13 protein-coding genes are annotated in these 11,245 nt (G+C 60.7%); 6 read left to right on the top strand and 7 right to left on the bottom strand.

What is annotated here, in order from left to right; all coding sequences use genetic code 11:
* Position 1 precedes the first annotated feature (1 nt).
* Both paaG and paaF read right to left on the bottom strand, forming a co-directional pair.
* Positions 2-793: a 2-(1,2-epoxy-1,2-dihydrophenyl)acetyl-CoA isomerase PaaG gene (gene paaG, locus AC3B5Q_RS13480; protein ID WP_488392625.1), complete on the bottom strand. Its 792-nt coding sequence runs from the start codon at positions 791-793 to the stop codon at positions 2-4.
* Positions 794-827: 34 nt separating this feature from the next.
* Positions 828-1,601 (bottom strand): 2,3-dehydroadipyl-CoA hydratase PaaF, encoded by a 774-nt coding sequence (paaF, locus tag AC3B5Q_RS13475; protein WP_021784697.1) that lies wholly within the window; start codon positions 1,599-1,601, stop codon positions 828-830.
* Positions 1,602-1,947: 346 nt separating this feature from the next.
* Between paaF and paaY the strand changes: the two genes are divergently transcribed.
* Together paaY and paaX are read left to right on the top strand one after the other, a co-directional pair.
* On the top strand, positions 1,948-2,547 hold the full coding sequence (gene paaY / locus AC3B5Q_RS13470; protein WP_021784696.1) for a phenylacetic acid degradation protein PaaY: 600 nt from the start codon (positions 1,948-1,950) through the stop codon (positions 2,545-2,547).
* A 77-nt stretch (positions 2,548-2,624) separates the two neighbouring features.
* Positions 2,625-3,548, top strand: coding sequence for a phenylacetic acid degradation operon negative regulatory protein PaaX (gene paaX, locus AC3B5Q_RS13465; RefSeq protein ID WP_181004846.1), 924 nt, complete (start codon positions 2,625-2,627; stop codon positions 3,546-3,548).
* A 58-nt stretch (positions 3,549-3,606) separates the two neighbouring features.
* Here paaX and AC3B5Q_RS13460 read toward each other — a convergent pair whose 3' ends face one another.
* Positions 3,607-4,404: a helix-turn-helix domain-containing protein gene (locus tag AC3B5Q_RS13460; protein ID WP_021784694.1), complete on the bottom strand. Its 798-nt coding sequence runs from the start codon at positions 4,402-4,404 to the stop codon at positions 3,607-3,609.
* Between the two features lie 2 nt (positions 4,405-4,406).
* Positions 4,407-4,655 carry a hypothetical protein gene (locus AC3B5Q_RS13455; RefSeq protein ID WP_021784693.1) on the bottom strand — a complete coding sequence of 83 codons (249 nt, stop codon included), beginning with the start codon at positions 4,653-4,655 and terminating at the stop codon, positions 4,407-4,409.
* A gap of 288 nt (positions 4,656-4,943) precedes the next feature.
* Here AC3B5Q_RS13455 and AC3B5Q_RS13450 point away from each other — a divergent pair, with 288 nt between their 5' ends.
* Positions 4,944-5,870, top strand: a complete 927-nt coding sequence (locus AC3B5Q_RS13450) for a universal stress protein (protein ID WP_021784692.1) — start codon at positions 4,944-4,946, stop codon at positions 5,868-5,870.
* Between the two features lie 216 nt (positions 5,871-6,086).
* On the opposite strand, the gene AC3B5Q_RS13445 is transcribed toward AC3B5Q_RS13450, so the two are convergent.
* A complete protein-coding gene (locus tag AC3B5Q_RS13445) occupies positions 6,087-6,635 on the bottom strand; it encodes a GNAT family N-acetyltransferase (protein ID WP_004374560.1) in 549 nt (182 codons plus the stop codon).
* Between the two features lie 182 nt (positions 6,636-6,817).
* Between AC3B5Q_RS13445 and AC3B5Q_RS13440 the strand changes: the two genes are divergently transcribed.
* The 3 genes from AC3B5Q_RS13440 (at position 6,818) to AC3B5Q_RS13430 (ending at position 9,821) form a co-directional block, all read left to right on the top strand.
* A complete protein-coding gene (locus AC3B5Q_RS13440; protein WP_021784691.1) occupies positions 6,818-7,744 on the top strand; it encodes a universal stress protein in 927 nt (308 codons plus the stop codon).
* Entirely contained in the window at positions 7,735-9,102 is a 1,368-nt protein-coding gene (locus AC3B5Q_RS13435; RefSeq protein WP_021784690.1) for an MBL fold metallo-hydrolase RNA specificity domain-containing protein, read from the top strand. Before AC3B5Q_RS13440 ends, AC3B5Q_RS13435 begins: the two co-directional genes overlap by 10 nt.
* 110 nt (positions 9,103-9,212) lie before the next feature.
* A complete protein-coding gene (locus AC3B5Q_RS13430; RefSeq protein WP_021784689.1) occupies positions 9,213-9,821 on the top strand; it encodes a hypothetical protein in 609 nt (202 codons plus the stop codon).
* A gap of 51 nt (positions 9,822-9,872) precedes the next feature.
* Here the strand turns inward: AC3B5Q_RS13430 and AC3B5Q_RS13425 are convergent, their stop codons facing one another.
* Positions 9,873-10,442: a GNAT family N-acetyltransferase gene (locus tag AC3B5Q_RS13425; RefSeq protein ID WP_021784688.1), complete on the bottom strand. Its 570-nt coding sequence runs from the start codon at positions 10,440-10,442 to the stop codon at positions 9,873-9,875.
* A gap of 209 nt (positions 10,443-10,651) precedes the next feature.
* Positions 10,652-11,077, bottom strand: coding sequence for a potassium channel family protein (locus AC3B5Q_RS13420; protein WP_021784687.1), 426 nt, complete (start codon positions 11,075-11,077; stop codon positions 10,652-10,654).
* Between the last annotated feature and the right edge of the window lie 168 nt (positions 11,078-11,245).

The raw sequence follows: 11,245 nt of genomic DNA, 5'->3' as shown, positions 1-11,245 counted from the left end.
TTCAGCGCCCCTTGAAGGCTGGCGTGCGTTTGTTCATGAAGGCGCTTACGCCTTCGCGGTAGTCCTCGCTGCGCCCGGCCAGGCGCTGCAGGTCGCGCTCCAGCTCCAGCTGCTCCTCGAACCCGTTGTCGAAACTGGCATTGAGGCTGCGCTTGATCAGTGCCAGGCCGTAGGTAGGCTGGGCGGCGAGCTGGCGGGCGAGAGTGAAGGCTTCGTCACGCAGCGCGGCATCATCCACCACACGATGGATCAGCCCCCATTGCTCGGCCTGTTCGGCGCCAAGGCGCTCGCCCAGCATGGCCAGCGCCTTGGCCCGGGCCATGCCGACCAAGCGCGGCAGCAGCCAGGTACCGCCGGAATCCGGCACCAGGCCAATCTTGCAGAAGGCCTGGATGAAACTGGCCGAGCGGGCGGCCAGCACCAGGTCGCAGGCCAACGGAATGTTGGCGCCGGCACCGGCCGCCACGCCGTTGACTGCGCAGATCACCGGCAAAGGCAGATCGCGCAGGGTGCGCACCAGCGGGTTGTATAACTTGTCGATCGATTGGCCCAGGTCTGGCATTTCGGCGCCTGGGGCAACGTTGCGGTCGGACAGGTCCTGGCCGGCACAGAAACCGCGGCCTTCAGCCGTCAGCAGCAGTACCCGCGCTTCACTGCTCTGGCGCACTTGCCTGAGCGCTTCGCGCACCTCCAGGTGCATGGCCGTATTGAAGCTGTTCAGCTGCTCGGGGCGGTTCAATGAAAGGAAGGCAACGCCGTCCTCGATGGAAAACAGGATGTGCTGGAAAGTCATGACAGACTCGCTCCGTCAGTCGAGAGAATGATGATCAGCGCCCCTGGAAACGGGCCTGGCGCTTTTCCTGGAAGGCGCGGATGCCTTCATCGCGGTCGGCGGTGCCAGCCAGCAGGGTGAAGGCATGGCGCTCGAAGCGCAGGCCGCTGGCCAGGTCGGTATCACCGGCCTTCAGTAATGCCTCCTTGGCCAGGCGAACGGCCAGCGGCGCTTTGGCGGCGATGCTGCGGGCAACCTGCATGGCGCGTTCTACGGTGAGTTCGGGCTGGGTGATTTCGCTGACCAGGCCGGCCTGTTGGGCACGGTGGGCAGTGATGGCTTCCCCCGTCAGTACCATTTGCATGGCCAATGGCTTACCGACGGCACGCATCAAGCGCTGGGTGCCGCCAGCACCAGGGATGATGCCAAGGTTGATTTCCGGCTGGCCGAAACGGGCGTCGGTACTGGCGATGACGATGTCGGCGCACATTGCCAGTTCGCAGCCGCCACCCAGGGCATAGCCGTTGACTGCGGCAATCAGCGGTTTGGCGAATGCGGCGATGCTTTGCCAATGCGCTACGCGCGGGTCATTGAGGATGCCGACCAGGTCGCGATCAGCCATCTCGCGGATGTCGGCGCCTGCGGCGAATGCCTTGGCACTGCCCGTAATCACTACAGCTCGGACAGGCTCGTCGTCCCCGGCAGCCTGCAGCGCAGCAGCCAGTTCTGCCAGTAGCTCGGTGCACAGGGCATTCAAGGCCTCGGGCCGTTGCAGGGTAATGAGCTGAACGCCGTGTTCGGGCGCCTGCACATCGATATATCGCGGCATCTCGGGTTCCTCTGGCTGCACGCACGGCACATCGCGTGGCCGGCATTTTTTGGAATTGTTTGCAGGGGCGTAATGCGGGATCACGACCAGGTGAGGTCAGTATATGCTCCATGTGATACAGCTATGCAAGCCTAAATGCTATTTTACGTATCTCTTTTTCGTTTTCCTGTGATCACGACTCCAGTGCAGTAGTTGCAGAAGAATCGTTTAATCTAGGCGTTTTTGAGTATTTACAGAGGGTTTCTGCCTTGCAGTATTGACTCGGCACAAGTGATACACGATTGACGACCAACTAGGTTATGATACAAGATCGACTGACATTTCAAATCATTTCAAGAGTGTTGCCATGCCTTGCTATCGACTGGACGGCCTGACGCCTGTGGTTCACCCGACAGCCTACGTGCACCCCAGCGCAGTCCTGATCGGCGACGTCATCGTCGGCCCCCGCTGCTACATTGGCCCGCTGGCATCGCTCAGGGGCGATTTCGGCCGCATCGTGCTGGAGGAGGGCGCCAACTTGCAGGACACCTGCGTGATGCATGGTTTCCCGGGGGGCGACACCGTAGTGGAACGTAATGGGCATGTCGGCCATGGCGCCGTGCTGCACGGCTGTCGCGTGGGCGAAGATTCATTGATCGGCATGAATGCCGTGGTGATGGACGGCGCCCATGTAGCACCACGCAGCATTGTCGCGGCCACCGCATTCGTCAAAGCTGGCTTCGAATGTGCGGCGCAGAGCCTGGTGATGGGGTCGCCAGCCCAGGTCAAACGCCCGCTGACCGATCAGGAACTGGCCTGGAAACAGCGCGGGACGGCGGAGTACCAGCACCTGGCGCAGCGCTGCATGAACAGCATGGTCGAATGTCCGCCGCTGACCGAGGCAGAGCCGGGACGCCCGCGCATGGAAGACACCGGGGTCAGGCCCAAGGGCCAGGCGAGCGCATGAGCCTGGCAGCGACACGCAATGGCCAGGCGGCCCACCGCACAGGTATAGTCGGTGCTTTATCCGCGCACAGTTCGCCCATGAGCAATCTCGCCCCACTGAACCACTTGATCACCCGCTTTCAGGAGCAGACGCCAATCCGCGCCAGCTCCCTGATCATCACGTTGTACGGCGATGCCATCGAGCCGCACGGCGGTACAGTCTGGCTCGGTAGCCTGATCAACCTGCTGGAACCGATAGGCATCAATGAACGGCTGATACGCACGTCGATCTTTCGCCTTACCAAAGAAGGTTGGCTCACTTCAGAAAAGGTGGGGCGACGCAGTTATTACAGCCTGACAGGCACTGGCCGTCGGCGCTTCGAAAAAGCCTTCAAGCGCGTCTATAGCCCGAGCCAGCCAGCCTGGGACGGGGCCTGGACGCTGGTGTTGCTGTCGCAACTCGAGGCGGGTAAACGCAAGGCCGTGCGTGAAGAGCTGGAGTGGCAGGGCTTTGGTGTCATGGCGCCGAACCTGCTAGGTTGCCCGCGGGCAGACCGTGCCGACCTGGTGGCCACGCTGCGTGACCTTGAGGCCGGCGACGACAGCATCGTCTTCGAAACCCACACCCAGGAGGTACTCGCGTCCAAGGCCATGCGCGCCCAGGTGCGGGAAAGCTGGCGTATCGACGAACTGGGGCAGCAATACAGCGAGTTTATCCAGCTGTTCAGGCCACTGTGGCAAGGTTTGAAAGAGCAGCCGTTGCTTGATGCTCAAGATTGCTTCCTGGCGCGTACGCTGCTGATTCACGAATACCGCCGCCTGCTGCTGCGCGACCCGCAACTACCCGACGAGCTACTGCCAGGGGACTGGGAGGGAAGGGCAGCGCGACAGTTGTGCCGTAACCTCTACCGACTGGTGTTTGCCAAGGCCGAAGAATGGTTGAATGCAGCGCTGGAGACGGCAGACGGTCCATTGCCGGATGTGAGCGAGAGTTTCTACAAGCGTTTTGGCGGTTTGGCCTGAGGGGAGTGCTTGCGTGACAGCGCCGTGGCCAACATCTACGGCGTCGAACCGGGTGCCTTCAGGGGCCCTTGACCTCACATTCACCGCCGCCTTGTTCCAGTGCCATGAGTGCAGGCATATCGAGAATTTCCACCAACCTGCCATGCAGGTCGACGAGACCCAGCGCCCGCAGGTGCGCGATGGATCGGCACACGGTTTCCAGGCGTAATCCCAGGTACGAAGCCATGTCTTCTCGGGACATCCGCAACATGAAGCCATGGGCAGAATAACCGCGGCTGACGAAGCGCCTGGAGAGCCCCACCAGAAAGCTGGCCAGCCGCTGTTCTGCTGTGAGGTTGCACAGCATCAGTACACGCCCGTGCTCACGCACGATCTCCCGGCTCATCAAGCGATTGAGGCTTTGCTGCAGGACCGGAAAGTCACGCGCCAGGGTTTGCAAGCGGCGATAGGGGACTGGGCAGACTTCGCTGTCTTCCAGGGCAATGGCGTCGCAGACATGGTGCTCTGTGGCAATGGCATCGAGGCCGAGTACATCGCCCGGCATCCAGAAGTTGATCACCACGCCTTGCCCCTCAGCGGTGTTCAGGCTGGTCTTGAAACTGCCGCAGCGTACGGCATAGAGCATGGTCAGCGGATCGTTGGCGTTGAATAGCGCGGCGCCCTTGCGAATGCGTATGCGTGGGCCTATCAACGCGTCCAGACAGCTGTTGTCGTGAACCGGCAGGCCGGTGGGGAGGCACAGGCCGCTGACCCGGCAATCCATGCAGTGGGTCGCCAGCGGTTTCAGGTGAATAGGGTTTGCCTTGCACGATTCGTTGGACGAGTCGAGTAGTACGACCTTCAGCTGGCCAGGCATCTTCAGGCCTCCTTTGCACTTCGGAGGCCGCTTTGGGCCCCCGCGCCATTAAGCGCACCGTGCCCGGCGGCATCCCCGGTATGGGGCGACCAATCGGCCAGCATGTCACGCGAGTGGGGGGCATTGAGGCGGATTGTAAGTCGCTCGACAAACCGCTCGGCTTCGGCAGCCGTACTGAAACTCACCCGCCAGTGATCCATGCGCACCCAACAGCGTCCCTGCTCAGTGTTCTTCTCGACGTAAATGTTCATCAGGGCCTCCAAAGCATGTATCGATAGACAATGCAGAATGAAGGCGTCCCTGCCGGCAGCGGAGGTGAAGCTCAGGGCGTTATCGCCATGGCACGCCTGCGGCGCCTGAAGTTGTTGTTGATCTGGGTACAGGGTGCGCCAGCGAAGGGTCGAGACATTGATCTGCGTCAGGTTCTTGCGCCATGGGCAATGCCGTTTGTCAGAAGGCGCTCCAGTTGATAAACATCAAATTCGCAAGACCTGCGTGGCAGATGCTTGAGCTACATATCGCAACCTCAGAGGTGTGCCATGGAAACTCCGCAAAGACTGCTGCTGATTGCCTCCCCCCTGATGCGCCGAACTCCGGTCTATGACAGGGCTGCCGCGCTGGCCAAGGCCAAGGGGATGGCGCTGCACATTGTCGCTTTCGACTACGTGGAAGGGCTTGCAACGGCGGGCCTGGTGAATGACCAGGCGCTGGCAGTCATGCGCGAGGGGTATGTGCAGCAGCACCGCGAGTGGCTGGAAACCCAGGCGACATCGATGCGCCGCAGCGGTGTCATCGTCACAACCGAGGTGGTGTGGGTGCAGCACCCCTTGAACGAGATCCTGGTGCACTTGCGTGAGCAGCCGTTCGCCATGCTGATCAAGGCGTTCGAGCATGAGCCCTGGTGGATGCGCGCAATGTTCACCTCGCTGGATATCCAGTTGCTGCGTGAAACGCGAACCCCCTTGCACTTGGTACACAAGGCCAGCCACGCGTTGCCACGAAGGATTCTTGCGGCGGTGGACCTGTCCAGGCCTGAGGATCAGTTCGAAGGTTTCAACGACCAGATCATCAGCGAAGCGTTGAAACTGACATTGCAGTGCAATGCCCAGATCGAGCTGCTGTATGCCTACGACTTGGGTTCCATGTACCTGGACGCAGGCGGCAGCCGGGAACATTCGTTTCTGTTCGATTCGAACCACGCCCAGACCTTGCATGACGCTCAGAGTGCTGCCTTCCAGGAGCTTGCCGAACGCAACGGGATCGCCGCCGAGCACCGCCATATGCGCATAGGCGACCCGGCAAAGGCCCTGGCGATCTTCATGGATAACAATGATATCGACGTGCTGGTCATGGGCAGTTATCACCACCATGGCATCGGCTGGTTCATCGGCAGTACTGCCGAGCGGGTTTTGCATCGGTTGTCCAGCAGTGTGCTGGTGATTTCTCCGGAGCGCTCCAAAGGCTGAAGCACAAGGCCCGCAAGGGCCTAATGCCAGTCAGTTAAGGTTTCATCCTCATTAACTGGGGCCGCTTTGCGGCCCTTCGCGGGCAAGCCCGCTCCCACAGGTACAGCGCAAGCTTGAGATTTTGCGCAATCCTGTGGGAGCGGGCTTGCCCGCGAAGGGCTGCAAAGCAGCCCCATTTGGCTTAACTGACCGGCATTACGCAAGGGCCTTGTTTTTTCATGGCCGCAGGTCAAGTTCGTGCAGGATCTCGCTCACATCCCCGCCAGGGTATCTTGAAGTGAAGCCCAGAGCCTTGACCAGCCGGTGCATGGCATAGTTGCTGGCCAGATCCCTGGAGACCATGCACTGAAAGCCATTTCGTCGTGCGGCTTCAATCAGGTGTTGCATCAGGCGCTTGCCCAACCCCTTGCGCTGCCAGTCTTCGCTGACCGCTACTGCACATTCGCACCGCTGACTGCCAGGTATGCCTGCATAGCGGCTGACGCCGATTTGTTGCAATTGACCGTCTACATGAACCAAGGCGACATAGGCCATGCGCTGGTGATAGTCCACGGGCATGTCTTGCGTGTCCAAGCTAGGCAAGCCGCCGCTGAGCCCGGCAATGAAACGAAAACGCCGTGATTCATAAGCGATGGTGCTCAGAAAACGCTTGTCCCGTTCGCGGTCTTCTTCGCGCAGTGGGCGGATCAGCACCGCCGAACCGTCCTCGAGGTTTTCGACCCAGTGTTCGCAGGTCTGTGGCTGTGCTGTTTGCTGCCCGTTCATGACGCCTCCCGTTGCTTGATCAGTACCTGGTGCAGCCGTTTTAACGTGGCGGGCCGTTTCGGTTCTGACAATCATCAAGTTCAGCCTGGGTAGCGGTTTTCTGATCTGCATCAAGCAACATCGACCCTGCGCGCGGAACATCGTCAGCATCACATCCACTGACGCAAGCGCGGAGGTTCACCATGGGGCAATATCGACAATTGCTGGTGCTGCTGACCGAGGTAGATCCGCATTCCGCCGCTTTGCGCAGAGCCCTTGCCTTGGCGCATGTCAGCGGCGCCAGCGTGCATGTACTGGGTTTGTTCGAGCCGAGCGATCAGCACCTTCTGCGCGAAGAGCGGCTGAATGAGGCCGATATCAAGCGCCAGTACGAACACTATCGCGTTCAGTTGACGGGATTGGTCGAGCGGCATCGCGGCAGCGGTATAACGCTGACGGTCGACAGCCTGAATGCGGAGGATATCCGCAGCCAGGCGATCGATTACATCAGTGAACTGCAGCCCGATATGGTCATCAAGGACAGCGAGGCCGCATCGGCCCTGGCGCGCGTGTTCGGCACCCCACTGGATTGTGCGCTGATGCGAGGTTTCAAAGGCGTCAGCCATTTCGTGCCGGCGGGGGCCATCTCATTGCCGCGGCGTGTCCTGGTCGCAGTGGATACGGCGTTCAGCGAGACGCCTGCTGTGCAGGCGTGCTTCAACCGTGGACTGATTCGTGCTGCCCAGGCGTTGGCCTTGCAGTGTGACGCGCACCTGCATCTGCTATCGGCCTACAACCTGGCAGGGGTATTCGCCTCGGACATGAATGTCACCCAGGCGTGGATCGACGAGATGCGTGAGGCACTGCAGGAGCCTTTCGAGGCGCTGGCCGATGCCGAAGGCGTCGCGCCGGACCGCCGACATTTCATGGAAGGAGGCCCGGTACAGGTGATCCGTGAACAGGTCGCGGCCTTGGACATCGACGCGGTGGTGATGGGCGTGGTGCAGCCCAAAGGCCTGGACAAACTGTTGGGAGACACCACCGAGCGTATCGTCAGCCGCCCACCGTGCAGCGTGCTCGCCGTTCATCCCCAAATAGCCGAAAGTTGGGAGCCTTGGCCATGCAACTGACTTTTCTTGGCGGTACCGGCACCGTTACCGGCAGCAAATTCCTGTTGACCCGTGACAGCACGCGGATATTGGTCGACTGCGGACTCTTCCAGGGGTTCAAGCAACTGCGCCTGCGCAACTGGCAGCCACTGCCCCCGGCGTTGCGGGCACTCGATGCCGTGGTACTGACCCACGCCCACCTTGACCACAGTGGTTATCTGCCGGTGCTGGTTCGGGAAGGCTACCGCGGGCCGATCTACGCCACGCCGGCGACTTGCGCCCTGGCGGAAATCCTCTTGCTCGACAGTGCGCGGCTGCAGGAGGAGCAGGCCGACCATGCCAATCGCCACGGTTACTCCAAGCATGCACCGGCGCAACCGCTCTATACAGAGCAGGATGCCAAAAGGGTCCTGGCATTGTTTCACCCCGTAGAGTTGCATCAGGTGACCATGATCGCCGAGGGCATGGAGTTGCTGTTGCGTACCGCCGGGCATATTCTGGGGGCGGCCACGGTCCAGATCAGCGCCGAGGGGCAGACCGTGCTGTTTTCGGGTGATCTCGGGCGCCCTCAGGATCCGATCATGCGTGCGCCTGAGCTGGTCAGGACGGCCGACGTGCTGTTGATCGAATCTACCTATGGGGATCGCCAGCATCCCGCCGAATCGACCGAGCAGTATTTGGCCAAGATCATCAACGAAACGCTCCTGCGCCACGGCATTACCCTCGTGCCGTCATTCGCCGTCGGCCGTGCCCAACTGCTCATGTACTACCTGTACACGCTCAAGCGCGACCGGCTGATCCCTGATATCCCGGTCTACCTGAACAGCCCGATGGCCACCGACGCCACCGTCTTGTACCAGCAGTACCGCAGTGAACACCGGCTGACCGCAGCCGAGTGCGCCGCCATGTGCATAGGCACGCACATCATCCGGACGGTCGATGAGTCCAGGCACCTGGACCAACTGCGCGAGCCCGCAGTGATCATCGCCGCCAGTGGTATGGCGACCGGCGGACGGGTGCTTCACCACCTCAAGGCGCTGGCCCCCAACCCACGCAACAGCATTCTGTTCTCGGGCTTTCAAGCCGGGGGTACGCGGGGAGCCGATATTGTAGCGGGTGCCCACAGTGTGCGGTTGCACGGCGAGGATGTGCCCATCCGTGCACAGGTGCATGCGATGGAGAATCTTTCTGCGCACGCCGATGCCGACGAAATCATGGAATGGTTGCGCGGGTTCACCCGGCCGCCCCGTCAGACCTATGTCATTCATGGCGAGCCACACGCTGCCGATACCTTGCGGCGGCGGATCAGCCTCGAACTCGGCTGGCAGGTGTGCGTGCCTGAGTATCAGGAAACGGTTGCCATCGACCCAGTGCGCTAGGGGCTGCTTTCAACGCAGCATCAACGAGTTTCAAGGCTTCTCATACAGAGCCTGGGTCGGCGCGGGAGGTATTCATGAACACACAAGCAAGGGCAAAACTCAGAGCCTGGATGCATCGTCCAAAGGGCAGCCTGGGTTGGATCGTGGCGATTCTGGTCTTGCTACTCGCCGCATCGGCCTACCACGGGCTGAGCCCGACCTGGCGCCTGCCCATGCACGATCCGGCCGTGATACTGGCCTTGCTGGCCCTGAGTGTGGCGCTAGGCTGGGCGGTGCAGCGAGGCGTGAAGCGCACTGTCGGCAGGGCCATTTTCAACGGCCAGGAGACAGGCTGGCAGGCCAGGCTGGCGTTCCTTCGCTCGGTGGCCCGGGAGTCGAACATCCTGCTGGTGGTGCTGTTGTGCCTGGGGCTGCTGGGCACAGGCGCCTTGTGGTTGGCAGGACGCTCAGTGACGCAGATCGTGGCGAACTGCGAGGCCAACCTGCAGGCTCAAGTGGACGTACCCGAATATGAAAAACTCTCCACACTTGTCGGCAAACCGGTGTGCACGTGTCTGGCACAGACCTTCATGAAGCGCAACGGGGTGCTACGCATGGCTTTGTTCGAAACGCCCATGCAGGAGGTGAGCGGCTTGAAGGTACTCACACCCGATGATGAGCAGCGCTGCCTCAAACAGTTCGACCTGTTGCCCGAGGAGCCTCAGGCAACCATGCCTTGAATCAGATGCTGGCCGCCGCGTCAGGACAAGTCATGCCGCGGCGGCTTTGGTTCAGCTCAGTACAAGCCGGTGGATTACCTGGCTCGGATCATCAGGGTCGGTGGTCGTGGTAAATCCTGCTGCCTTGGCCATGTCACGCATTGCCTGATTGGCGGCGGAATCGATCGAATACATCTGCCGAAATCCTTTTGCCCGTGCATGATCAGTCAGGTGCTTGAGCAGCAAGCGGCCGAGGCCATGGTGTTGCCAGCTGTCGAGGACCGTGACCGCACATTCGCATTCATCCTTGGCGTCACAGGCAGCGTAACGGGAAATGCCCACTTCTTGCAGTTCGCCGTCGACATGCGCGAGGGCGACGAAGGCCGCTTGTCGGTCCTGATCGACCGCCATCAACTGGTCGAGCATGGCTTCACCGGGCTCCTTGATCTGGCACAGGAAGCGAAAGTGCCGTGATTCAGGTGACAACCGTTCGATGAAGGCTCTTTCGCGCTGCCTGTCCTTGGCTTGCAACGGCCTGATCAGTACATGGGTACCATTGTCCAAAGCATCGATCCAATGCTCGCCGGCGGGCACCGGAAATGAGGTGGGGGCAGGTTGAGGGGAGGGGTTGACTGGAGCCATGGCGGTATCCTCACACGTCTGGAATGAACAGTGGAGATACAGTTTCGTTGCGTGGCCTTGCACCGACTTGATAGTTGTCAATTGCTCGGCTGACAACTGGATTTTGCTGTCAATTTGAGGGAAGAGCGGATGTTACCGGTTCGCACAGCCCAATTGGCCGATGGTAAACAGGCAGCCGGCTTGTGGTCACCGCCGCACCCGGTACTCCATTATTTGGCTTTCCAGTACTTCTGCATTTCCAGGAAGAGGAACGAAGCGGTCCAGGTGATCAACACCAGGCCGGTCAATGCCTGCAGGCCAGTAAGGTACTTGAGGTGCCCGCTCGGGGTGATGTCGCCGAAACCAATGGTGGTATAGGTGGTGAAGGAAAAGTACACGCAGTCCAGGAAACTCCCGTCGAAGTTGCCGCTGAGCGTGCCCCAGCCGTCGGCATGGGCCATCAGGTAATACACCAGGGCAAAGCACCAGACCTCAAGCGCATGGGCCAGTAGTGCGCCGAACACGCCCGCTACGATGCGAAACCGGCTCCAGAGTTTGAGCCGTGGTAGCCAGTCATTCAGGCGCAGCAGGCATTCGTAGTGAATGATCACCACCAGGATCACGACCAGCATGTTGATCAGCGTGACAGTGAGCATCGCAGGTACTCCTGCCCTGATTGGCGGTTCATTTCAAGTTGTCGACCAACGCATGGATGGTAGCTCATTGGCCTGCCGCAGCAACGGCAGGAACTCAGCACACGATTGACAAATGTCAGGCTGCTGCAGGCGGCGTTACCGATACTCAGGGTGACTTGGCACGCACGA

The sequence above is a fragment of the Pseudomonas sp. D5(2026) genome (assembly GCF_057766845.1).
Note: the sequence above shows the minus strand (reverse complement) of the source record. Positions and strands in the feature narration are given on the sequence as shown.